Source organism: Breoghania sp. L-A4, assembly GCF_003432385.1.
Classification (GTDB): domain Bacteria; phylum Pseudomonadota; class Alphaproteobacteria; order Rhizobiales; family Stappiaceae; genus Breoghania.
This window is the reverse complement of record NZ_CP031841.1, coordinates 4,708,598-4,732,803: the sequence shown is the minus strand read 5'-3', so window position 1 is coordinate 4,732,803 and position 24,206 is coordinate 4,708,598. Positions and strand designations below refer to the sequence as shown.

17 protein-coding genes and 2 pseudogenes are annotated in these 24,206 nt (G+C 66.3%); 14 read left to right on the top strand and 5 right to left on the bottom strand.

Annotated features, from left to right (window positions below; genetic code table 11):
* Positions 1–169: 169 nt before the first annotated feature.
* A complete protein-coding gene (locus tag D1F64_RS21635; protein WP_248304544.1) occupies positions 170–682 on the bottom strand; it encodes a TerB family tellurite resistance protein in 513 nt (170 codons plus the stop codon).
* A 515-nt stretch (positions 683–1,197) separates the two neighbouring features.
* Here D1F64_RS21635 and D1F64_RS21630 point away from each other — a divergent pair.
* The 5 genes from D1F64_RS21630 (at position 1,198) to D1F64_RS21610 (ending at position 7,087) form a co-directional block, all read left to right on the top strand.
* Positions 1,198–1,698, top strand: a complete 501-nt coding sequence (locus D1F64_RS21630) for a hypothetical protein (protein WP_117414112.1) — start codon at positions 1,198–1,200, stop codon at positions 1,696–1,698.
* Between the two features lie 172 nt (positions 1,699–1,870).
* Positions 1,871–3,133: an imelysin family protein gene (locus tag D1F64_RS21625; protein WP_117414111.1), complete on the top strand. Its 1,263-nt coding sequence runs from the start codon at positions 1,871–1,873 to the stop codon at positions 3,131–3,133.
* 225 nt (positions 3,134–3,358) lie between these two features.
* Positions 3,359–4,897: a di-heme oxidoredictase family protein gene (locus D1F64_RS21620; RefSeq protein ID WP_117414110.1), complete on the top strand. Its 1,539-nt coding sequence runs from the start codon at positions 3,359–3,361 to the stop codon at positions 4,895–4,897.
* A gap of 2 nt (positions 4,898–4,899) precedes the next feature.
* Positions 4,900–5,988: an imelysin family protein gene (locus D1F64_RS21615; protein ID WP_117414109.1), complete on the top strand. Its 1,089-nt coding sequence runs from the start codon at positions 4,900–4,902 to the stop codon at positions 5,986–5,988.
* Positions 5,978–7,087 carry a DUF1513 domain-containing protein gene (locus D1F64_RS21610; protein ID WP_162901702.1) on the top strand — a complete coding sequence of 370 codons (1,110 nt, stop codon included), beginning with the start codon at positions 5,978–5,980 and terminating at the stop codon, positions 7,085–7,087. Before D1F64_RS21615 ends, D1F64_RS21610 begins: the two co-directional genes overlap by 11 nt.
* Positions 7,088–7,631: 544 nt before the next feature.
* On the opposite strand, the pseudogene D1F64_RS21605 reads toward D1F64_RS21610, so the two are convergent.
* A pseudogene (locus D1F64_RS21605) lies at positions 7,632–8,560 on the bottom strand (response regulator transcription factor).
* Positions 8,553–11,933 carry an ATP-binding protein gene (locus D1F64_RS21600; RefSeq protein WP_117414107.1) on the bottom strand — a complete coding sequence of 1,127 codons (3,381 nt, stop codon included), beginning with the start codon at positions 11,931–11,933 and terminating at the stop codon, positions 8,553–8,555. Before D1F64_RS21600 ends, D1F64_RS21605 begins: the two are co-directional and overlap by 8 nt.
* Positions 11,934–12,300: 367 nt before the next feature.
* On the opposite strand from D1F64_RS21600, the gene urtA reads away from it, so the two are divergent.
* The 9 genes and pseudogenes from urtA to D1F64_RS21555 all read left to right on the top strand — a co-directional run bounded on the left by urtA (position 12,301) and on the right by D1F64_RS21555 (position 21,786).
* Positions 12,301–13,593, top strand: coding sequence for an urea ABC transporter substrate-binding protein (gene urtA, locus D1F64_RS21595; protein ID WP_117414106.1), 1,293 nt, complete (start codon positions 12,301–12,303; stop codon positions 13,591–13,593).
* Between the two features lie 125 nt (positions 13,594–13,718).
* Positions 13,719–15,340 (top strand): annotated as a pseudogene (urtB, locus tag D1F64_RS21590) (urea ABC transporter permease subunit UrtB).
* The gene (gene urtC / locus D1F64_RS21585; RefSeq protein ID WP_117414105.1) at positions 15,337–16,536 is read left to right on the top strand and encodes an urea ABC transporter permease subunit UrtC; all 1,200 of its coding nucleotides are present in this window, start codon (positions 15,337–15,339) and stop codon (positions 16,534–16,536) included. Before urtB ends, urtC begins: the two are co-directional and overlap by 4 nt.
* A gap of 4 nt (positions 16,537–16,540) precedes the next feature.
* The gene (gene urtD, locus D1F64_RS21580) at positions 16,541–17,323 is read left to right on the top strand and encodes an urea ABC transporter ATP-binding protein UrtD (protein ID WP_117414104.1); all 783 of its coding nucleotides are present in this window, start codon (positions 16,541–16,543) and stop codon (positions 17,321–17,323) included.
* A gap of 197 nt (positions 17,324–17,520) precedes the next feature.
* A complete protein-coding gene (gene urtE / locus D1F64_RS21575; RefSeq protein WP_117414777.1) occupies positions 17,521–18,216 on the top strand; it encodes an urea ABC transporter ATP-binding subunit UrtE in 696 nt (231 codons plus the stop codon).
* Positions 18,217–18,597: 381 nt separating this feature from the next.
* A complete protein-coding gene (locus tag D1F64_RS21570; RefSeq protein WP_117414103.1) occupies positions 18,598–19,470 on the top strand; it encodes an AsmA family protein in 873 nt (290 codons plus the stop codon).
* A gap of 26 nt (positions 19,471–19,496) precedes the next feature.
* Positions 19,497–20,048 carry a hypothetical protein gene (locus D1F64_RS21565; protein WP_117414102.1) on the top strand — a complete coding sequence of 184 codons (552 nt, stop codon included), beginning with the start codon at positions 19,497–19,499 and terminating at the stop codon, positions 20,046–20,048.
* A complete protein-coding gene (locus tag D1F64_RS21560) occupies positions 20,027–20,818 on the top strand; it encodes a hypothetical protein (protein ID WP_162901701.1) in 792 nt (263 codons plus the stop codon). Before D1F64_RS21565 ends, D1F64_RS21560 begins: the two co-directional genes overlap by 22 nt.
* Positions 20,800–21,786 (top strand): AsmA-like C-terminal region-containing protein, encoded by a 987-nt coding sequence (locus D1F64_RS21555; protein WP_117414100.1) that lies wholly within the window; start codon positions 20,800–20,802, stop codon positions 21,784–21,786. Before D1F64_RS21560 ends, D1F64_RS21555 begins: the two co-directional genes overlap by 19 nt.
* A gap of 198 nt (positions 21,787–21,984) precedes the next feature.
* Here D1F64_RS21555 and D1F64_RS21545 read toward each other — a convergent pair whose 3' ends face one another.
* Positions 21,985–23,610, bottom strand: coding sequence for a bifunctional metallophosphatase/5'-nucleotidase (locus D1F64_RS21545; protein ID WP_117414098.1), 1,626 nt, complete (start codon positions 23,608–23,610; stop codon positions 21,985–21,987).
* A 172-nt stretch (positions 23,611–23,782) separates the two neighbouring features.
* Positions 23,783–24,184 (bottom strand): DUF423 domain-containing protein, encoded by a 402-nt coding sequence (locus D1F64_RS21540; protein WP_117414097.1) that lies wholly within the window; start codon positions 24,182–24,184, stop codon positions 23,783–23,785.
* Positions 24,185–24,206: the final 22 nt, after the last annotated feature.

The following is a 24,206-nucleotide window of genomic DNA, read 5'->3' as shown; positions in this document are numbered from 1 at the left end:
CCGGTTGCCAGGCGTGATGCCGGTCGCGATGCCCGGCGTGCGTTTGTGCAGAGCGGAATCATAGACTGCTTCGGCCGGTCATCTCAACCCCGGGTGGTTGCGCATGGATTGCGGTCAGGTGCTCCGCGCGCGCGCTTTCGCCCCGTTCTTCGGCAGTGGCGCCGGTGGTCTAGCTCTCGGTGCGGTTGGCGACGCGGCGGCGCAGGGCAAGCCGGTCGCTCGCGGGGATGCCCAGCAGCTCGGTCACACGCCAAACGGTGTTGTCCTCGAATTCGTGCACCTGGCCGTCGGCATAGACGATTTCCCACATCATCTCGACGATCTTGCGCCGCTCGTCGATGTCCAGCCGGCGTTTCAGGACGCTGGTGAAGCCGTAAAGATCAACCGCCTCCTTGTCGCGCTTGCGCGCTTCATCGATCAGTTCCGAGGTCTCGTTCTCGTCGAGCTGGTAGTGCTCCTTGAGAATGGTGCGCAGCCGCGTGCGCTCGGAATCGTCGACGATGCCGTCGACGGAGACGATGTGGATCAGCAGGGTGGCGGCGCACAGCCGATGGTCGTCGTCGGCGAATGTATGCGCGGTGTCGCCGCCCACGGTGATGTCCTTGAGAAACTTCTTGAGCTGTTTGAGCATTCTTCGGATCGCAATCTGGCTGGGGTGCGCATTCTGGATGTCGGTGCGCATGCTATCGGCTTCGCAGTATCTGGCAAGTTGGATAATATTTCGAGTCTTTCAACTTTGCATGAATTCTATTCTCTCGTTGCGGTCCTATCCGCTTCGAAATTCACTTTATTCTTCTCATTTGAAGCGTCCTCAAGAAAATAACGGTCTTTGTTGATGGTGTCCGGTATCATTGTCTTTGATCACGTTCCACTTCCTAGTTTTTATTCATTCTAAATTGAGTTTGATATTCATGTTTTTGTTGACAGCCACGGGCGTTTTGCGTTTCATGAAAGCGATCGCTGTTCAGTCGAACGCGGCATTCCACCTTTGATGGCGGGGCCTTGAACCTTGTCAATTGGGGGTCAGAGATGACTGTTGACGTGAGTATCGCTGGTGCGCCAGAGCGCGCCGCTGTTGTTGGTTATACTGTCCAGCATATCCCGAATTCTTGTGATTCGCGCCGCCACGGCGCGAAGCCTGGCAGCGTTTTTGCGCCGCGGGCGGCGGAATCGGGTGCGGGATTCGGGGAGGGCGGCATGGCTGAACGTTTGCCCGTCGGCGCCAACGCCGGCTATCTCGATCGTGTCCCCGAGCGGCTGGTCGTCGAAGGCTTCCGCCGCTGGATGGCGGGTTATGACACCGGCGACATCCAATGCTGGGAATTGGCGTGGAATCTCTACGCCAAGGCGCTGGGCCCCAAGGAGGCGCGGATGGCGATTTCCGAGCTGTCGTGCTGGGTGCGGGCGATCCGCAGCGCCGGCAACCGGTCCGTGTGCCTGTTCCCCTATGGCTGCAAGAGGCTGTGCCGCGACGAATGCATGGCGGTGTCCATGCTGGCCGGCGTGCAGCATGGCGACGAGCACGCGCTCAAGGCGGCGGCGTTCGAACTTGTCGGCGAAGCCGGCATTTTGGAGACTATCGAGGCGGCGCGGACATTCGGTTCGGTCCTGGACAGCATCGGGCAGCATCTGCTGGCGGTGCCGCGTCCGGTCATCGACGACATCGCGCAGAGGCCGCCGCGCGAACAGTTCCACTAACCCCGTTTCGGGACCGATCCGAGCCCGATGTTTCGGCATTCGTGCCGGGAAACGGATCGATAGCGACCCTGGTGGGCCGGATTTTCCGGCCCTTGGGCATTTTTGAAGCTTCTGTTCGCAAGGCGCCGGTCGCAAGCGGCGCCGAACACAATCACCCATGGGAGACCTGAGGATGAAATCCTTGAATGCAATCGCAATCGGCGCCGTGTGCGGCCTGCTGGCGACCAGCGCGCTGGCCGGCCCGGCTGAAGTGCTCGACACCTACGGTGACATCGCCCAGGCGGGCTATGAGGATTCGCTGTCCACCGCGAAGGCGCTTGACGCCGCGATCGCGGCGCTGGCGGCCGATCCGAGCGAGGCGGCGTTGAAGGCCGCCCGTGACGCCTGGCTCGCGGCCCGCGTGCCCTACCAGCAGACCGAGGTCTACCGCTTCGGCAACGCCATCGTCGACGACTGGGAAGGCCGCGTGAACGCATGGCCGCTCGACGAGGGCCTGATCGACTATGTGGATGCCTCCTACGGCAGTGAATCCGACGAGAACGATCTCTATGTGGCCAACGTCATCGCCAACACGTCGCTGACCATCGGCGGCGAGACGGTCGACACCACCACGATCACGCCCGAGCTGATTTCCGGCACGCTGCAGGAAGCGGGCGAAGTGGAATCCAACGTGGCGTCGGGTTACCACGCCATCGAGTTCCTGCTGTGGGGCCAGGACCTCAACGGCACGGGCGCGGGCGCGGGCACCCGCCCGGCGACGGATTTCGATCCGGCCAACTGCACCGGCGGCAACTGCGATCGCCGCGTCCAGTATCTGAGCTCGGCCTCCAAGCTGCTGATCGCGGATCTGGAAGAGATGGTCGCCAACTGGCAGCCCGACGGCGCCGCGCGCACCGCGCTGAGCGAGGGCGGCGAGACGGCCGCGCTGGCCACGATCCTCACGGGCATGGGATCGCTGTCCTATGGCGAGTTGGCCGGCGAGCGCATGAAGCTCGGCCTGCTGCTGCACGATCCCGAGGAAGAGCATGACTGCTTCTCCGACAACACCCACAACTCGCACTACTACGACGCGCTGGGCATCCGGAACGTCTACCAGGGCAAGTACACCCGCGTGGACGGCTCTGTCGTCGAAGGCGAAGGCATCAAGGATCTGGTTGCCGCGGCCGATGCGGATGTCGCCGCCGAGCTCAGCGCCAAGCTTGACGCGACCATGCAAGCCATGTCCGCGATGAAGACCCGCGCCGAGGAAGGCGAGGCCTACGACCAGATGATCGGCGAAGGCAACGACGCGGGCAATGCGGTGGTGCAGGCCGCCATCGACGGACTGGTCGAGCAGACCAAGTCGATCGAGCGGGCGGTGGCGGTGCTGAAGCTCGACGCCGTGGCATTCGAAGGCTCCGACAGCCTCGACAACCCCGGTTCGGTCTTCCAGTAAGCCGCGAGCGATCACGGACAGGCGCGAACCGACACCGCGCCTGTCCCCGCTGACATTCCCGGCGCGCCGCGACACGATGGCGCGCCGGATCCCGGCAAAAAAGTTCCACAGCCGATTGTAATGGCCGTTCGAGAGGGGCAGAACGGCGCTCTACGGTGCTCGGCTAGGAATTCAGTACGGTCCGCTATTCTTCTCAGCCAGCCGATCTGCAAGGACAGAGCCCTCATGCATTTCCCGTCTCCCATCGCCGCCCGTGCGGCCGTCACGATCGCCGTCACGGCCGGTCTCTTCTGCATCGCCGCCGCGGCGGCCGAGGGTCCGCTCGCCCATCGCGCTGATCTCGACGCCGAGACGCGCGCCAGGGTCGCCGCCGTCATCCGGCCGACGGACGATTTTTCCAAGCCCGAGCCCTTCGAGATCATGCAGGCGGGCGCGGCCACCACGCGCAAACGCATCAATCGCGACATCTTCTCGCAGTCTCTCGGCAATCTCAGCTTCGAGCAGGAACGCGACTTCAAGCTCGGCAACGGGCTGTTTCGCAAGCTGTGGGTGTCCGCGCCGTCCTCCACGCAGGCGTCCGATGGACTCGGACCGCTGTTCAATGCGCGTTCCTGCCAGCGCTGCCACCTGAAGGATGGCCGCGGCGCGCCGCCGGCGCCGGGCGAGACCGCCTCGTCGATGTTCCTGCGGCTGTCGGTGCCGCCGCGCACCGAGGAAGAGCGCCGGCTGCTTGCCGACAAGCGCCTGCTGCGCATTCCCGAGCCGACCTACGGCGGTCAGTTGCAGGAGTTCGCGGTGCCCGGCCTCGAGCCGGAAGGGCACATGGAAATCGACTACACCGAGATCCCCGTGACCCTGGCGGGGGGCGAAACCGTTTCGCTGCGCAAGCCCAGCTACCGCGTCACCGGGCTCGCCAACGGGCCGATGGCGGAGGACGCGATGGTCTCGCCGCGCGTGGCGCCGCCGATGATCGGGCTGGGGCTGATCGAGCAGATCCATGCGGGCGACATTCTCGCTCATGCCGATCCGGAGGACGCGGATGGCGACGGGATCTCCGGCCGACCCTCCATGGTGCGCGATTCGGCCACCGGCGAGATCGTGCTCGGCCGTTTCGGCTGGAAGGCGTCGCAGCCGGACATCGCCGCGCAATCGAGCGGCGCGTTCAACGGCGATATCGGCATTTCCTCGCCGCAGGCGCCCGCCTCCTGGGGCGATTGTACCGAGGCGCAGGCGCAATGCCGGGCCATGCCGTCGGGCGTGCAGGCGCGGCTCGGTGATGTGGAAGCGCCGGACCCGATCATGGAACTGGTGACCTTCTACGCGCGTAATCTGGCGGTGCCCAGGCGGCGGCACGTGAAGGATCCGCAGGTGCTCGAGGGCAAGCGGCAGTTCTATGCCGCGGGCTGCGCCTCCTGCCATGTTCCGAAATACGTGACACGCAAGGACGCGCCGCAGAAGGAACAGGCGTTCCAGCTCATCTGGCCCTACAGCGACCTTCTGCTGCACGACATGGGCGAGGGCCTGGCCGATGGGCGGCCCGTGGGCGACGCCTCGGGCAGCGAGTGGCGGACGTCGCCGCTGTGGGGCATCGGTCTGACCGAGACGGTCAGCGGCCACACCCAGTTCCTGCACGACGGGCGCGCGCGCAACTTGCTGGAAGCCATCCTGTGGCATGGCGGCGAGGCGCAATCCGCCCGCGACACGGTTGCCGCGATGTCGCGCGGCGAGCGCGCGGCACTGATCCGCTTTCTGGAGTCCCTGTGACCATGAAACGCTGGCTGTCCTCTCTCGCCATGATCCCGCTGCTGCTTGCGGCGGGCCCTGCGCGCGCGGATCCGGCCGCCGTTCAGGCGCATGTGGTCGCCCATGCGGTGGACGGTTACATCCGTCCCGCCTTCACTGATTTCGAGCGCGCGGGGACCGTGCTGCGCAGTGAGATCGACGGGTTTTGCGAAAGCCCCAGCCTTCAAGGGCACGAGGCTGTGGGGGCCGCCTATCGTGCGGCGCTGGAGGGGTATTCGCGCATCGAGTTTCTGCGTTTCGGCCCCTTGCTGGAGGATCACCGGCTTGAGCGGCTGGTGTTCTGGCCGGACCGCAAGTCCACCGGCCGGCGTCAGGCGGAGGCGATCGTCCGGGACCACGACGCCAGCGTGCTGACGCTCGACAGCCTGCAGGGCAAGAGCGTCGCGGTGCAGGGTCTGTCGGCGCTCGAGGCCGTGCTGTTTGACGGTGCGCGCACGGCGCTGCTGGCGGGTGGCGAGGACGGCCGGTTCCGCTGCGCCTATGCCCGCGTGATCGCCGAGAACGTCGCGGTCATCGGCGCGGAACTGGTCGCCGGATGGACGGGGCCCGACAATTACGGGGCGCTGCTGCTCGAGCCGGGGCCGGACAATCCCGTCTACCGCTCGCATCAGGAATCCGCCGCCGAGATCCTCGGCAGCATCACCACCGGCCTGCAGATCATCCGCGACCAGAAGTTGTTGCCGGTGATCGGCGACAGCATCGACAAGGTGAAGCCGAAGCGCGCGCCGTTCCGCCGCTCGGGCAACACCATGGCGATGTGCGCGGCGGGCGCCTCGGGACTGCGGAACTTCGTCGTCAGCATGGCGCTGGAAGGCGTTCTGGGCGAAGAAAGTTCCTGGCTTGCCAACAGCATTCCCTTCGAGCTCGCCAATGCCGCGCGCGTGCTCAGATCCGTGCCGGAGCCGCTGACGAAGACGGCGAAGGATCCCGGCGTCTACGGCAAGCTGGCCTATGTCAATCTGGTGCTTGGCGGCCTGCGGCAAACCGTGGGCGAAGATCTGGCGGCCGCGCTGTTCACGATCATGGGGTTCAATTCGCTCGATGGAGATTGAGAGACGCGCACTGCTCGCCGGCGCGGGGGCCGCGCTGCTTGCCGGTCTCGACCCGTGCGGCCTGGCCGCGATGGAAACGCGCGATTCGCTGTTCATTGCCGCGCGCAAGGAGGCCGACGGCCGCCACGTGGTCGCCGTGTTCACCCAGGACGGCCGCGACATCACCACGGTGGCGCTGCCCGACCGGGGCCACGACGTGACGCTGCATGAGGCGACCGGCCGCTGTGTGGCCTTCGCCCGGCGTCCCGGCACCTTCGCCGCCGCCTTCGATGTGCACGGCCGCCGGGAGCCGCAGTTCTTCCATGCGCCCGAGGGGCGCCACTTCTACGGTCACGGCGTCTTCTCGCCCGACGGACGGCTGCTCTACGCCACCGAGAACGATTTCGAGAACGGCCTGGGCTTCATCGGCATCTACGACGTGGATGCCGGCTTCAAGCGGATCGGCGACTTCTCCTCCGGCGGCGTCGGTCCGCACGAGGTGCTGCTGGCGCCCGATGGTCGCACTCTGGTGGTGGCCAACGGCGGCATGGAAACCCATCCCGACTATGGCCGCACGGTGCTGAACCTGCCGACCATGCAGCCGACGCTGGCGCTGATCGACCGCGAGACCGGCGACATTCTCGCCAACCACCGGTTGGGCGCGGACAGCCGCCTGTCGTCGATCCGGCACATGGCGATCGACGGCGCGGGCGCGGTGTGGTTCGGCTGCCAGTATCAGGGTGCGAAGACCGACCGGCCGCAGCTCGTGGGCCGCTGCCAGTGGGGCAAGGAGCCGGCGCTGTTCGAGGCGCCCGACGACATTCTCTCGGGCTTCAACAACTATGTCGGCTCGGTGATGGCCAATGGCACCGGCGAGGTGATCGGCACGTCGAGCCCGCGCGGCGGGCAGGTTGTCTACTGGGAAGCCGCCACGGGGCGGATTCTCGGGCGCTCACGCGTTGCCGACTGCTGCGGGCTGGCGCCGGAAGGCGAGCGCGGATTTCTGATTTCCGACGGTGGGGGCGAGCTGCTGGTCGACCGTCCCAACGCCGCCGGCGCGCCGCGCCGCGTGGCCCTGCGCGAGGGGGCCAAGTGGGACAACCACATGGTTCGGGTCTGAGGAGGCGAGAACAGGTTTCTTGCTACGGCACCGCTGATTGGGACCGCGCCACACGCTGCGGTGTCATTCCCGAGAGGGCGAAGCCCGGGTCGGGAATCCAGTAACCACAGGTCTGACAGACTGTGCACCGCCGTCCGCCACACGGAGTACTGGATCCCCGGGCAGGCCTTTCGGCCTCCCGAGGACGACACCGGGGACAGTGTTGATGACAGTGGCGGGGGATTGGCATGCAGCCTGGCAGGCAAATGCGCCGTTTGAGCACATCTTCCGCGCTACCCCCGATTGTCACCCCGGCTGCAGCGAAGCGGAAAGCCGGGACCCAGTGATCGACGGCCCTTCGGCTCTCGCTGAGGGTTCACCGCGATGCTGTGGCGATGACCGCGGATTGATCGCGGGCGCTGTCGGCTACTGGGTCCCGGGTCTCGCTTCGCTCGCTCGGGATGACAATCGGGGGTGGTCGACGTTACATGGTCAACCCTCAGCACGTCATTGCCCGGACTTCGCCGGGGTATGACGGCGAGAGGCTGGACACGTCATCGCCCCCTCACAGCTCATGCAGCACATGGGCGGCGCGGACGGCGGCGGAGGCGCGGTTCTCCACGCCGAGCTTGGTGTAGATCTGCTCCAGGTGCTTGTTCACGGTACGTGGGGACAGGCCCAGAATTTCCCCGATATCGCGGTTGGACTTGCCCTTGGCGATCCACAGAAGCACCTCCGCCTCGCGGTTGGTGAGGGAGAAATGCTGGCGCAGGATCTCGTCCTGGTTGGGATGGTCCGCGGTGGTCAACCGAAACAGGTATTCGTCCGCGCCGATGGCGCCGAGATAGTGCATCTGCAGCCGGGTCCGCGGCGCGATCTCGATGGAGAACGAGGCCGTCTGGCCGGCCGGGGTGGCGATGTCTTCCGCCCGCCAGTCCGCGAGATCGAGACCGATGTCGTCGATGGCGTCGTCGCGCCCGGTCATTGTCTTCAGCATCTGCTGGGTCTGCGGCGTCGACCAGTGGACCGCGCCGCTGCTGGCGATCGCCAGAAGGTGCCGCCCGGCCGCGTCCAGCGCAATGCGCGCGCTCTGGGCGGAGCGGGCGTTGGCCAGATGCACGCGGATGCGGGCCTGCAGTTCGTCGATGTCGATGGGTTTGGTCAGATAGTCGACACCGCCGGATTCAAGCGCATGCACCACATGCTCGGTTTCCGTGAGCCCCGTCATGAAGATCACCGGCACATGCTGAAGCGCGCTGTTGGCCTTGATACGCTTGCAGGTCTCAAACCCGTCCATGCGCGGCATCACCGCGTCCATCAGCACCATGTCCGGGTCACGCGTTCGGCGATGTTGAGCGCCGCCTCGCCGCTGGTCGCCACCAGAACGGTGACGCCGGCGGCCTCCAGCGCGTCGGTGAGAAAGCCCAGCGCCTCGGGCGAATCGTCCACCGCCAGGACGACGTCGCGGCGCGCGGTGGGACCGGGACTACTCATCGTCGCCTATCCCTTCGAGAACGTCGACGTAGCGGGTGAAATCGAACGCCTGGATGTGGGTGCGCAACTCCGCGACGAAGGGACCGTTGTCCGGTTCCTCCGCGAGTTCGGCGAGCTTGGCCTCGATGCCGCGCACATAGCCGATTTCCCCCAGGTTCAGCAGCTCCCGTATATGCTGCGCGCCGGGGTTTCTCAACCCGGCCTTGCCATGTGCGCGGGGCGCGGCGGGGGGATCCTGCGCCTGCGTCCAGTGCAGCTTGAGGTGCCGTTGCAGCTTGTCGAGCAGCTGCGCCACATCGAAGGGCTTGGCCAGCGTATCGTCGTGCCGGTCCTCGGCGACGAGCCCCGAGGAGCCGTCGCCGATGTTGGCCGACAGCATGATGATCGGCGCCGTGCGGCCCTGCTCGCGCAAGGCGGAAACCAGATCCCAGCCGCTCATGCCGGGCATCGAGATGTCGACCAGGAACAGATCCGGCGCGACGTCGCCGTCAAGCTCCTTCACCAGGGTGAGGCAGCTTTGGGCGTCCGGGGCGTAGAACAGCGTGAAGCCCAGAGGCTCGAGGATCTCGGCCATCAGGCCGCGATGATCGGCGTTGTCGTCGACCACGACCAGCGTCCGGCGCGGGCCTTCGTAGCCGGTGATCGTGCGGTCGGGCACCGGGACGGGTTTCGGATCCGTCACGCTGGCCAGCATCAGCCGCACCTCGAAGCGGCTGCCTTGGCCCGGTTCGCTGGTCACCTTGATGTCGCCACCCAGCGTTTCGGCCAGCAGCCGGGTGATCGTCAGGCCGAGGCCGAGGCCGGGCACGCGCTTGTGTTCCTCCTCGTCGCCGCGGGCGAAGGGCTCGAAGATCTGCGTGAGGCTTTTCTCCGAGATGCCGCGTCCCGTGTCGGTGACGATGAACTGCGCCACCTGCGAGCGGTAGCCGACCGTCAGTCCGATGGATCCCTGTTCGGTGAACTTGATGGCGTTGGACAGCAGGTTGACCAGGATCTGGCGCAGGCGCTTCTCGTCGGTGCGCACGAAGGCGGGGAGGTTGTCGGCGCGCTCGTAGGAAAACTTCAGCCCCTTGGCCTGGGCCTGCAGGCGGAACATGTCGACGATCTGGGCGAGGAAATCATGCACGTTGATTTCGTTGGAATAGACGCGCAGGCGGCCCGCCTCGATGCGGGAGATGTCCAGCAGCCCGTCGATCAGCCCGGACAGATGTTCGGCGGAACGGCGGATCACGCGGATGGAGGCGTGGCGCGCCGGCGGAATGCTCTCGTCGCGCTCCAGAACCTGCGCGTAGCCCAGGACCGCGTTGAGCGGCGTGCGCAGCTCGTGGGAAAGCCCCACCACATAGCGGCTCTTGGCGAGATTGGCGGCCTCGGCCACTTCCTTGGCGCGCTGGAGCGCCGCGTCGGTCTTCTGGTGCGCGTCGATCTCCTTCAAAAGCAGCGTGTTCTGGCGCGCCGATTCCTCCTCCGCCACGTGCCGCGTGTCATGGGCCAGCACCAGGAACCAGGTGGCGATGCCGGCGAGGATGGTGAAGACGAAGAAGATCAGCGTCACGGTCGTGGCGACGATCTCCGTGTCGCCCGGGTGACCCGCGACCGCCTGGCTGTAGATCACCGCCAGGATCAGTCCGATGGCGGCGATCGCCAGCATCGCGGTCATCGTGTAGCGGCCGAGGCGGGTCTGCAGCCGGGTGAAGGCCCACTGCGGCAACAGCCTGTCGCCGACGGTGGCAATCTGGTTGCTGATGCGCGCGTTGGGCTTGCACAGGTCGTGGCAGCGCGCGTCGAGCGAGCAGCACAGCGAGCAGATCGGCGCCTGGTAGGCGGGGCAATAGGCCATGTCCTCGGGCTCGAAGGGATTTTCGCAGATCGAGCAGCTGATCTCGCTCTTCGATTGCCAGTGGCGACGGGGCTTGCGCGCCAGATAGTATTTGCCGCGGGTGGTGATCGCGATGGCCGGGGCCGCGATGAAGGCGACGATCATGGCGAGAAAGGTGGAGAGCGCCGCGGCTTCCGCGCCCAGGTGGCCGTAGTGAGCGACCAGCGCGACGCCGGCCGCCAGCACCATGGATCCGGTGCCCACCGGGTTGATGTCGTAGAGATGGGCGCGCTTGAACTCGATGCCCGGCGGCGAGAGCCCCAAAGGCTTGTTGATGAAGAGATCGGCCGAGATCGCCGACAGCCAGGCCATGGCGACGATGGAAAACACCCCCAGCGTCTCTTCCAGCACGCGGTAGATGCCCAGTTCCATCAGCGCCAGCGCGATGGCGACGTTGAACAGCAGCCACACCACGCGGCCCGGGTGGCTGTGGGTGAGGCGGGAGAAGAAGTTCGACCACGCCAGCGAGCCCGCATAGGCGTTCATCACGTTGATCTTGAGCTGCGAGACCACCACGAAACAGGCCATCAGCAGCAGAACCGCGCTCTCCCACGGCAGCATGTAACCGAAGGCGACCGCGTACATGCGCGAGGGCTCGGCGGCGTGCTCGGCCGGGATGCCGGCCGACAGCGCCAGCACCGCGAGGAAGGAACCGGCCAGCATCTTCGGCGCACCCAGCACCACCCAGCCGGGGCCGGCGAGAAACAGCGCCAGCCGGTGGCGTTTCCTGGATGCGTCTTGCGCGGGAAGGAAGCGCAGGAAATCGACCTGCTCGCCGATCTGCGCCATCAGCGCCAGGATGACGGCCGAGGCCGCGCCGAATTTCAGGAGATCCACGCCGCCGGCGTCCGGGCCTGTCGCACCCAGACCGGCGAAATTCCGCCACAGGTCGAATTTCTCCCAGTCCATGAAGGCGATGAAAAGGAAGGGCAGGATGTTGAGGACGATCCAGACCGGCTGGGTGATGAGCTGGAAGCGGCTGATCAGCGTCACGCCGTGGGTGACCAGCGGGATGACGGCCACGGCCGAGATGATGTAGCCGATCCACAGCGGCACGCCGAGGGCGAACTCCAGCGCGCTCGACATGATCGAGGCCTCGATGGCGAAGAGGATGAAGGTGAAGGAGGCATAGATCAGCGAGGTGACCGTGGAGCCGATGTAGCCGAAGCCCGCGCCGCGGGTCAGCAGATCGATGTCGACGCCGTAGCGCATGGCGTAGCGGGCGATCGGAATGCCGACGCCGAGGATGACGAGACTCACCACGACGATCGCCCAGAAGGCGTTGACCGTGCCGTAGGAGAGCGTGATGGCGCCGCCGATGGCTTCCAGCGCGAGAAAGGAGATGGCGCCGATGGCGGTCTGGGCGATGCGGGAAGAGGAAAAGCGCCGCGCCTTCTTGGCCGTAAACCGCAGCGCGTAGTCTTCCAGCGTCTGATTGGCGACCCATTGGTTGTAGTTTCGCCGGATTGGAAGAATGCGTTGCCGTGCCGTCATGCGATGTGACTTCTTTTTACTCATCTGCCGAATAATTCAGCACAACATTTCCCGCTTTGGTCCAAGTCTCGCGAGGAACCCCGGAAGGCCGCCCGATACTGGACGCGTCCTTCTCGCCGGTTTCTGCTGCTTTGCAGGGTTCGTGCCGCCTTTTTGTCCAGTGGCGCGGCAATGCCCGGGGCCGGGGGGTAAAATCTGCACGAATGGCGCAGCCGCCTACGTCAATCGACGTATATGGCACCGCACAATATCGGCTGACCATTGCCTCCGATGGACCGGTCCGCTCCCAAGGGCCGGCCGCAGACCGATCACAGAGACCGATCACAGGGGGACTGCTGTTATGGCAACACTGGTTGCAGCTTCGACCATGAAATACGTGCGGCGCGCCGTGGGCGCCGCCGCGATCGCCGGCATGATGACGACCTCGCTGAGCGGCATCGCTTCGGCGGCCGAGACCATCAAGGTCGGCATCCTGCACTCGCTCTCGGGCACCATGGCGATTTCGGAGACCACTCTGAAGGACGCCATGCTGATGCTCATCGACGAGCAGAACAAGAAGGGCGGCCTTCTCGGCAAGCAGCTCGAAGCGGTCGTCGTCGACCCGGCCTCCGACTGGCCGCTGTTCGCGGAAAAGGCCCGCGAGCTGATTTCCGTCAACGGTGTGGACGCGGTGTTCGGCTGCTGGACCTCGGTGTCGCGCAAGTCCGTGCTGCCGGTGTTCGAGGAGCTGAACTCGATCCTCTTCTATCCCGTCCAGTACGAAGGTGAAGAGTCCCAGCGCAACGTGTTCTACACAGGCGCCGCCCCCAACCAGCAGGCCATTCCGGCCGTCGACTACCTGATGAAGGAAGAAGGCGTCGAGCGTTGGGTCCTGGCCGGTACCGACTATGTCTATCCGCGCACGACGAACAAGATCCTGGAAGCCTATCTGAAGGCCAAGGGCGTCGCCGCCGAAGACATCATGATCAACTACACGCCGTTCGGTCATTCCGATTGGCAGACGATCGTCTCCGACATCAAGAACTTCGGCTCCGCCGGCAAGAAGACCGCCGTGGTCTCCACCATCAACGGCGACGCCAACGTGCCGTTCTACAAGGAACTGGGCAACGCGGGCATCAAGGCCGAGGACATCCCGGTCGTGGCCTTCTCCGTGGGTGAGGAAGAGCTCGCCGGCCTCGACACGACGCCGCTCGTCGGCCACCTGGCCGCCTGGAACTACTTCCAGTCCGCCGACACCGACGCCAACGCCGCGTTCATCGACGCCTGGCACGCCTACACCAAGGACGACAAGCGCGTCACCAACGATCCGATGGAAGCCCACTACATCGGCTTCAACATGTGGGTGAAGGCCGTGGAAGCGGCGGGCACCACGGATCCGGACGCGGTCATCGACAGCCTCGTGGGCGTTTCCGTGCCGAACCTGACCGGCGGCTACTCCGCCATGATGCCGAACCACCACATCACCAAGCCGGTGCTGATCGGCGAGATCCAGGAAGACGGCCAGTTCGAGACCGTGTTCGAGACCTCGGGCCTGGTTCCGGGCGACGCATGGTCCGACTACCTGCCGGACTCCGCCGACCTGATCTCCGATTGGCGCGCGCCGATGTCCTGCGGCAACTTCAACGTCAAGTCCGGCAAGTGCGGCGGCAAGGGCTCGTAAGGCTCAAACCTCTGACGCTTGATCTCTGAAAAGAGGGACGGCGGGATTCGCGAGGGTGTCTTGCACCGCTGCGGATCCCGCCGAACCGCCATCAAATTCTCCATTCGACGAACCAGGGCCGGGACATGAGATTTCTCCTTCAAAGGCTCGCCGCAGCGATCCTGATGGCCGGCATGCTGAGCGGCATCCCGGGATTCGGGGCGAGCGCGCAAACCCTGAGCGATCACATCGCCGCGCTGGCCGACGGCGGCTTCAAGAACACCACCGCCGCTGTCGAAGCCATGGCGGAGGCCGGCGATCCCGCCGCGGCGCCCGTGCTGCAAGCCCTGTCCGACGGCGCCCTGTATTTCCGCAAATCCGACAATCAGGTCTTCCGCGTGGAGGAAAAGGGCCGGGATTATCTGCTGTTCGACCCGATTACCGGGGAAGCCGCCGGCGAGGAAGGCTCGCGGGCGATGAAGAAGATCAAGGTCAACAACAAGCTGCGCCGGCTGATCAGCGCCTCGCTCGGCGCGCTGACGCTGATGAGCCCCGACCCGGCCGTGCGCCGCGAGGCGGCGGAGGCGGTGTTCAAGTCCGCCGATCCGGAAGCGATCGCCGCGCTCGACAAGGCGCTGGCGGGGAGACCGACCCCGCGCTGACAAAACTCTTCACCGAGGCCCGCGCCGCGGCCATCGTGAATTCTGATGCGCCGGACATTGATAAGATCGCCGCGATCGCCGTGCTGGCGCAGCGCGCCGACCGTGACGCGCGCTCCGCGCTGAACGGGGCCGAGGTCTCCGGCAGCGCCGCTGTCGCCGAGGCCGCGCGAAAGGCGGCGGCGGTGATCGACCGCAATCTCGCCAAGTGGGAGATGGCGCAGAATATCTGGTACGGGCTGTCGCTCGGCTCGGTGTTGCTGCTCGCCGCCATCGGTCTGGCCATCACCTTCGGCGTCATGGGCGTCATCAACATGGCGCACGGCGAGATGGTGATGATCGGCGCCTACACCACCTTCGTGGTGCAGGAGCTGATCCGCACCACCATGCCGGGGCTGTTCGACTATTCGCTGTTCATCGCCCTGCCTTTGGCCTTCCTTGTCGCCGGCGGCATCGGCGTGGCGATCGAGCGCGGCATCATCCGCTTTCTCTACGGCCGGCCGCTGGAGACGCTGCTGGCCACCTGGGGCATCTCGCTGGTGCTGCAGCAGGCCGTGCGCTCGATCTTCGGGCCGACCAACCAGGAAGTCGGCAACCCCTCGTGGATGTCCGGGGCGTTCGAGGTCGGCAACATGCTGGTGACCTACAACCGCATGTGGATCCTGTTCTTCGCGCTGGCCGTCTTCGTGGCCCTGATCGGCGTACTCAAGCGTACGCAGTTCGGGCTCTACATGCGCGCCGTCACCCAGAACCGGGCGATGGCCAGTTCCATGGGCATCCGCACGCCGTGGGTCGACGCCATGACCTTCGGACTGGGTTCCGGCATCGCCGGCATCGCCGGTGTGGCGCTGTCGCAGATCGACAACGTCTCGCCCAACCTCGGCCAGGGCTACATCATCGACAGCTTCATGGTGGTGGTCTTCGGCGGCGTCGGAAACCTCTGGGGCACGCTGGTGGGCGCCATGACGCTGGGCGTGGTCAACAAGTTCCTCGAGCCCTACGCGGGCGCGGTGCTGGGCAAGATCCTCGTGCTGGTGTTCATCATCCTGTTTATCCAGAAGCGCCCGCGCGGCTTGTTCGCGCTCAAGGGCCGGGCGGTGGAATCATGATCACCTCGTTCATCCTGCGCGCGCTGGACGGCAAGGCGCTGATCGTCATCGCCATCCTCGCGGCCATCGCGGTGGCGGTTCCCGCCGCCAATCTGCTGCTGCCGGTCGACCATCCGCTGCATGTGCCGACCTATGCGGTGAGCCTCGTCGGCAAGTACATGACGTATGCGCTGCTGGCGCTCTCGGTGGACCTGGTGTGGGGCTATTGCGGCATCCTCTCGCTCGGCCACGGGGCGTTCTTCTCGCTCGGCGGCTACGCCATGGGCATGTATCTGATGCGCCAGATCGGCACCCGCGGCGTCTACGGCAACGCGGACCTGCCGGACTTCATGGTGTTCCTCAACTGGAAGGAACTGCCTTGGTACTGGTACGGCTTCGACATGTTCCCCTTCGCCGCCGTCATGGTGCTCTTCGTTCCGGCGCTGCTGGCCTTCGCCTTCGGCTGGTTCGCCTTCCGCTCGCGGGTGACCGGCGTCTATCTGTCGATCATCACCCAGGCGATGACCTACGCGCTGCTGCTGGCCTTCTTCCGCAACGACATGGGCTTTGGCGGCAACAACGGCCTGACCGACTTCAAGGATATCCTCGGCTACTCGGTGCAGGCGGATGGCACGCGCGCCGGGCTGTTCGCGGCCTCCGTCATCGCGGTGATCCTCGGCTTCATGATCGCCTGCGCGATCACCCGCTCCAAGCTCGGCAAGGTGCTGGTCGGCGTGCGCGACGCGGAAAGCCGCACCCGCTTCCTCGGCTACCGGGTGGAGCACTACAAGCTGTTCGTCTGGGTGGTCTCCGCCATGATGGCGGGCGTGGCCGGCGCGCTCTATGTGCCGCAGGTGGGCATCATCAACCCGAGCGAATTCGCCCCGGCCAACTCCATCGAGGCGGTGATCTGGGTGGCAGTCGGCGGCCGCGGCACGCTGGTGGGTCCGATCATCGGCGCGGTGCTGGTGAATTTCGCCAAGACCTGGTTCACCGGCGCGCTGCCCGAGATCTGGCTGTTCGCGCTGGGCGGGCTGTTCATCGCCGTGACGCTGTTCCTGCCCAAGGGCATCGTCGGCACCGTGAACCAGGGCTGGACGGCGTTGCGCCAGCGCAGGATCTCCGCGAACGCGGAATCGGGACGCGGCGAGGGGCCCGGCGCCCCGCCGCAGTCGGCCGCGGCGCGCGGTAATCTCAGCGGCCAGGCAGCGGAGTGAACCCATGACCGGACAAGCCAAGATCGCGAAGATTTCGAACGAGAAAGCAAGGAACGCGCTTCTGTATCTCGACGGGGTATCGGTGTCGTTCGACGGGTTCAAGGCGCTCAACGAGCTGTCCCTTGTGCTGGAGCCGGGCGAGATGCGGGCCATCATCGGCCCCAACGGCGCCGGCAAGACCACCATGATGGACGTGATCACCGGTAAGACGCGGCCGGATACCGGCGACATCTTCTTCGACGGCACGGTGGATCTCACCAGGATGGACGAGGCGGCGATCGCCGAGCTGGGCGTGGGGCGCAAGTTCCAGAAGCCCACGGTGTTCGAAAGCCACACCATCCGCGACAACATCCTGCTGGCGCTGAAGGGTCCGCGCGGGCCGTTCGCCACCCTGTTTCATCGTCCGTCGGCGGAGGAGGACGGTCGTATCGAGGAAATCCTCACCACCATCCGCCTCGCCGCCAAGCGCGACGAGCTGGCGGCCAACCTCAGCCATGGCCAGAAGCAATGGCTGGAGATCGGCATGCTGCTGGCGCAGGATCCCAAACTGCTGCTTGTGGACGAGCCGGCCGCCGGCATGACCGACGCGGAGACTGCGGAAACCGCGGAGCTGCTGAAGGAAATCGCCAAAGACCACTCGGTCGTCGTCGTCGAGCACGACATGGGCTTCGTGCGTGATCTCGACGTCAAGGTGACGGTGCTGCACGAAGGCTCTGTGCTCGCCGAAGGCGCGCTCGATCATGTTTCCGCCGATCCGCGGGTTATCGAAGTCTATCTGGGGCGGTGAATGGCGGGATCGCTCGCGCTTATCGTCCCGGATCTGCATCGCATCACTGCGTGCTGCAATGCGTCCGGGATGACAATCGAGAGATGGCGCGATCTTAGGGCGACGAGTTCAAGATGCGTCATCCCGGACGCGCCGCGGCATGGAATGCCGCTGCGCAGATCCGGGACGGATCGGAAAAGCAAACACAGGCAACCACCATGCTGACCATCGACAACATCGATCTTCACTACGGCGCTGCGCAGGCGCTCTGGGGCGTGTCGCTGAAGGCGGAAGCCGGCAAGGTCACCTGCCTGATGGGCCGCAACGGCGTGGGCAAGACCTCGACGCTGCGCGCCATCGCCGGACAGCATGCGATCTCCAAGGGGCGGATCGAATGGGACGGCGCCGACATCTCCGGGCTGACGCCGCATGCCCGCGCCCGCCAGGGCATCGCCTATGTGCCGCAGGGGCGCGAGATCTTCCCGCTGCTCAGCGTCAAGGAGAACCTGGAGACAGGCTACGCGCCGCTGAAACACGGCGACCGCTCGGTTCCCGAGGACGTGTTCGAGCTGTTTCCGGTGCTCAAGGACATGCTCAAGCGGCGCGGCGGCGATCTGTCGGGCGGCCAGCAGCAGCAACTGGCGATCGCCCGCGCGCTGGTCACCCGTCCGCGCCTCCTGGTGCTCGACGAGCCGACCGAGGGCATTCAGCCGTCGATCATCAAGGACATCGGCCGGGCCATCGAATGGCTGCGCGACCAGGGCACCATGGCGATCCTGCTGGTCGAGCAATATTTCGAGTTCGCCCGGGATCTGGCCGACGATTTCGCGGTGATGGACCGCGGCGAGATCGTCGTCGCCGGCACGCGCGAGAGCATGGTGGAGACGGAAGTCCGCCGGCACCTGACCGTTTAGACCGGCGGTGTAACGCCGGCGCCGGGCGCGTGGAAGCGGCTGCCGCCGCCTCCGTATGGTCATGCTTTTGCCTAAAATCCACGTGCTGGATGACCGCGTGGCGGCGGAGTTCGCTTGGAACCGGACGGGTCAGTACATTTGCGTGACCCGTGCGATGGATTGATCCGCGTGCGAATTCTTGTCATGCAGGGACGGATATCGGGATGAATCTCCCCGTTTGGTGATTCGCTCCGATTCGATTTCGGCACGGCCAGGCGCATCTTCCTGCGGGCGAACGGAGACGTTTTTCATCGGGAGCGTGCGCCGCGAGTGTGAATCCGGACGCGGCTTGTCGCGAGACCATGTCGGTTCTCGCGGGCGGCGCTCCGGCGGGAGGTCCGCGTGAAACGTTTGCTCGTCGGTTTCGGCGCCCTTTTGTTTGCCGTCGTGGCGGCCGGGCTGATCGTCCCGTTTTTCCTGCCCAAAGAGACCATCAAGAGAGAAATCGTCGCCCAGGTCGAAGCCGCGACGGGCTGGCGGCTGCGCATCGACGGACCGGTCGGGCTGAGCCTGCTGCCGGGCTTCAATCTTTCGGCGCGCGATGTGGGCCTGTCGGGCGAGGCGGGCGCCGACGGCATCGAATTCGTCAAGATCCGGCAGATCGATTTCTCGCTGGCGCTGTCGGCGCTGATCGGCGGGCAGGCGCGGATCACCGGCATCACGCTGGTGGAGCCGCGTATCCTGCTGGAGGTCGACAAATGGGGCCGCACCAGCTGGGCGCCGCGCCGGGTGCTGCCGCATGAGATGACCGGCGCCGATCCGCTGGCCGGCATCATCGCCGGCGCGGATGGCGACGCGCAGGGCGAGGTGGTGACGGCCGCCGATGCGCCGCAAGACGCTGAGGGCGCCGGCGCGGCGGCGATTCTGCGTCGCGTGCGGCTTGACGCGCTGACGCTGAAGGACGGGGCGCTGGCCTGGAGCGACCTGCGCACGGGCGTCCGGCACGAGGTGAATTCGGTCAATGTGACGCTGGCGGTCCCGTCACTCGAGGATACCGCGACGCTGGAAGGCTCGCTCGACTGGCGCGGCGTGCCGCTGACGCTGGCCGCCGATGTGGCGAAGCCGCTGGCGCTGGCGATGGGCGAGCCGAGCGACATGCGGCTGACGGTGTCCAACGACTTGGCCACGGCCCGGCTCGCGGGCACTTTCGGCAGCGCGCCGCTTGGCGGAAGCTTCGCGCTTGACGCGGACGGGCGTCGCTGGGTGATCTTCTAGCCGCGCTACACATTCCGGTCGGCGACGTGGCGGGACTCGACGCCTTCGCCATCAAGGCGAGCGGCGATCTCAATCCTGCCAGCGCCCGGGTGAGCGATATTTCCGCGGCGATCGGCGAGACGGTGCTTACCGGCGCGCTGCAGGCCGACATCGCCGGCCAGAAGCCCGTGGTGAAGGGCGACTTCGCGATCGCCCAGATCGATCTTGACCAGTTCCGCGCGCCGCCAGCGCCATCGGGTGAATCTGCGGTTGCGGCGGATGGCGCGCCGGAGGCGGCGGCGAAGTCTGCGCCCGCGACGGCCGCCGCGAGAGCGGATTCCGCGCCGCTGGATCTCTCCGGGCTTGGCGCGCTCGACGCGGACATCGGCTTGACGGTCGGCGTGCTCAAGGGCGCCGGCGTCGAGGTGCGCGACGCGGATCTCTCCGCGGTGCTGCAGGACGGCTTGCTGGCGGTGACGCTGGCCGAGCTTCGCGCCTTCGGCGGCAGCGGCGGCTTCGCGCTCAACGCGCACCAGCGTGACGGCCGGGCTCTTGTCTCGGGCACCGCGCGGGCGACATGGTGGATCTGGCGCAGCTGATGGCCTTCGCGGGGCGGTCCGAAGCGCTGACCGGCACGCTGACGAGCCACCTCTCCTATGCCAGCGAGGGTGCGACCAGCGAGGCGCTACTGGCGAATATGGAAGTGCAGGGCACGGTCAGGCTGGATGGCGGTTCCTATGCGGGTCTCGGCCTCGCGGAGGCGCTGGACGCCGCCGCCGATCGTCTCGACAACATCGATGTGGAGGTGGCGATCGCCGGCCTCGATCAGCCGGTCAAGGCGTCCGGCGGACTGGACTGGCGCGGCGAGCGGTTCGCGCTCAGCGCCACGGCGTCCCCCGCCGCCATGCTGGCCGGCAAGCCAATGCCGGTGCAGGCGTCCCTGAGCGGCAATCGGCTGAGCGCCGGAGTCACGGGGACGGCGGCGCCCGACGGCGCGTTCGATGGCCGGGTGTCGGTCAGGACGCCCGATCTGCGCGGGTTGCTCGCCTGGGTCGGACGGCCGCTGGGGCCTGGCGGCGGGCTCGGACCGTTCTCGGTGTCCGGACGCTTCAACGCCACGCCGGACGGGCTGAGTTTTGAGGAGACCGATGTCAGTCTCGACGGCACCTCGGGACGGGGCGAAGGCAGCATCCAGCTTTCCGGCGCCGTGCCGGTGATCAAGGCGTCGTTCGCGCTCGAGCAGATCGCGCTCGACCCCTATCTCGGGCAGACGGCGCGACGTCAGGGCAGGGTGGCAATGCCGCCGCTGCCGCCCCTGTCGCGGCGGCAGCCGGTTGGAGCACGGAGCCGATCGATTTCGCCGGACTGAAGGCGGCGGATGCGGATCTCGACATCACCACCAAGGGTATCACCTGGGACAAGCTGACGATTGGCGCGAGCCGCCTGACCGTCGGGCTGAAAGGCGGGGTGCTCAACGCGGATCTCAAGGAACTGGCGCTTTACGGCGGCACGGCCACCGGCCGGGTGCTGCTCGATGGGCAGGCGGAGGTGCCGCGCGTGGCTGCCGTCGCAAGCCTCGGCGGCCTGTCGGCGCATCCGCTGCTGCGCGACGCGGCCGGCTTCGACTGGATCGAGGGCACCGCTGCGATCGATCTCGACGTGGCGGCGAGCGGCCGCAGCCAGGCGGAGCTGGTCGGCGCGCTCAGCGGCTCGGCCCGCACGTCGTTCACAGACGGCGCCATCCGCGGCATCAATATTCCGCAGATGATGCGCGGGCTGTCGGTGCAGACCCTGCTCGGCTGGCAGTCGGCGACGGCGGAGAAGACCGATTTCAGCGAGCTTTCGGGCAGTTTCGCCATCGACAAGGGCGTCGCGCGCAACACGGACCTGAAGATGGTCGGCCCGCTGGTGCGGATCTCCGGCAGCGGCACCACCGACATGCCGAGGAAATATCTCGACTGGCGCGTGGAGCCGAAGGTGGTCGCCTCGTTGAAAGGCCAGGGCGCGGGTGACGCCGAACTGGCGGGCCTGGGCGTTCCGGTGATTATCCGTGGCCCTTGGGACAAGCCGAAGATCTACCCCGATATCGCCGGAATTCTCGAAAATCCCGACGCCGCCTACAAGCAATTGCGCGAGATCGGCGGCGGGCTGCTTTCGGCGCTCAAGGACGATCCTGGCAAGGCGGCCAGCGAGGCGCTCAAGCAGGTGACCAACGGCGGCGCCATCGATGTTCAGAAGGTCATCGACGGGGAGGCCGACACCGACGCCGTGCTCAAGGCGCTGGAGGACGGGTTCAACCTGCCCTCGGGCATCTTCGGATTCGGCAAGAAGAAGTAGCGCCTTTCCCCCTCATGCCCTCAATCGTCATCCTCGGCCTTGTGCCGAGGATCCATGATTTCAAGGACTTATGGATGGTCGGGACAAGCCCGACCATGACGAAGGAGGGATTTCCGGCACTGCCAGAAGTCCGGGGCGCGCCGCGATCGGCGCGCCCTTTCGTTTTCGCGCAATGGCCTGCGATCAGCGAGCCTACGATCAGTCCGCTTCGGTGATGCGGCCGTCGGTCTTGGGCACGTAGCCGCCGGTTGCCTGGATGTAGTCCGCGACCACCTGTTCCAGTCCGGGGCCGTAGTCGTAGGCGTCCGTGGCTTCGGTCTCGAAGACGGAATAGCCGTCGCCGCCGCCGCGCATGAAGTTGTTGGAGACCACGCCGTAGAGCGCGCTGGGATCGAGCGGTTCGTAGCCGTCCGCGCCCATCACCTCGATGGCGGTGATGCGCTCGCCGGCGGGTTTGGCGCGCGACCAGCTGAAGCGGATTCCGGCGACCTGCGGGAAGCGTCCGCCGCCTTCCTCGACCTGCGACAGGCCGTTCTCCAGCGCCGCGATCACGTCGGAGCCCTTCAGCCGGAAGGTGGCCAGCGTGTTCTGGAACGGCAGCACCGAGAGAACCTCGCCCATTGTGACCTCGCCCGCGTCGATCGAGGCGCGCAACCCGCCGCCGTTCTGGATGGCGATCTGCATGCCCTGATCCTTGACCCGGTCGAGCATGGCGTCGGCGACGAGATCGCCCATCTCGCATTCGCGCGCCCGGCAGGTGTCGCGCGATCCGTCGATGGGGGCGGCCGTTGCGCCGATCACCGTGTTGCGGATCTCGTCCAGCGGCTCCGCCATTGCCGCGATGCGCGCCTTGGTGTCCTCGTCCTCGGCGACCGCCGCGTCCATGACGATGGGCTCGCCCTCGGCGGAGACAACCTTGCCGTCATCATCCCAGATCACATTGAGTTCGCCCAGCAGCTTGCCATAGGCATAGGCCTGAACGACGGCGGTCTTGCCGCCGTCCGGGGCCTCGACCATGGTCGGATAGGGACCGGCGGCGCGGTCGGAGGTGTTGGACAGCAGCGTGTTGGAGTGCCCGCCGACGATCACGTCGATGCCGGGGACGGCGGCGGCGAGCTGCAGGTCGCGGCCGTAGCCGGAGTGCGACAGCGCGATGATCTTGTTGACGCCGGAGGCCTCCAGCCCCTGCACCGCGCCCTTCAGGGTGGCGATGGCGTCGAGAAACCGGATGTTCTTGCCCGGCGACGACAATTCATCCGTGTCCTCCGGCGTCAGCCCGATCAGCCCGATCTTCTCGCCGCCCTTCTCGATGATGGTGACGCCCTTGAGCTTGTCTTTCAGAGCCATCTCGCCGCTCGTATCGGCGTTGGCGAGCAGAATCGGGAAGTCGACGGCGTCGATGAAGCCGGAAAGCACCTCGGGTCCGTCGTCGAACTCATGGTTGCCCACCGTCATGGCGTCGTAGCCGATGAGGTTCATCATCTCGGCCGCGGCCTTGCCCTTGTAGTAGGTGTAGAACAGCGAGCCCTGGAACTGGTCGCCGCCGTCGAACAGCGCGACATTGCCGCCAGCCGCCTCGATCGCCTCGCGGCGCTCCTTGACCTTGGTGACGAAGCGCGCCGATCCGCCAAAACATTTCCCTTCTTCCAGGTCCTTGGATCCGCAGGTGGAATCGTACTTGTTGATCGGCTCGATGCGCGAATGGAAATCATTGGTGTGCAGGATGGTCATGGAGAAATCGGCCAGCGCCGGAGCGCTGATCCCGGCCGTGCCGAGAATGGCGGCAAGCGGGATGGCCGCGATATGGGTCAGTACTGTCTTCATGGTCGCGCCCCTTTGTCCGGCAAGAGCAAATCCGGCTGTTCCGGATATGTCTTGAGAGAATTCCAAGGGTATACGGTGCTGCCGATTGCGCCGCCGCGCAACTGTTTCCTTGCGCAGGCGCGCGGCGGGAACCGGTGAATCCAGACTGTCGTTCAGCCAGCGAGCGAGCGGATCAGCGACGCCGCATGGCGGCAAATGCCGCGAGTGCGGCAACGGTGAGCCAGGCGCCGATCATCAGCATGCCGCCGGTGGGCGCGGCTTTGGCGAACAGGCTGGCGTCGAAAAAGGCGCGGCGCACCATGTCGCCGGCGAACAGCAGCAACCCCAGGACGGTCATCGCCGCGGGAATCGCGGGCCAGCGAAGCCGGGCCCGCGCGCCGGGCAGCGACAGCACGAGCAGCAGCGGCGCGTGCGCGAGGCACATGCCGGCCGCGGCGCGGACGAAGTCCGAGGCGTCCACGTGCGCGGCGGCGGCCGACAGCGCCACGCCCGCAGCGCCCGCGAGCCCGGCGCATACGGCACTGAGCGTCGAGGCCACGGAAATCCCGCCGGGTGAATTCAATGCGTCGGTCATGGTTGTCCTGGCTGAGTGCGAA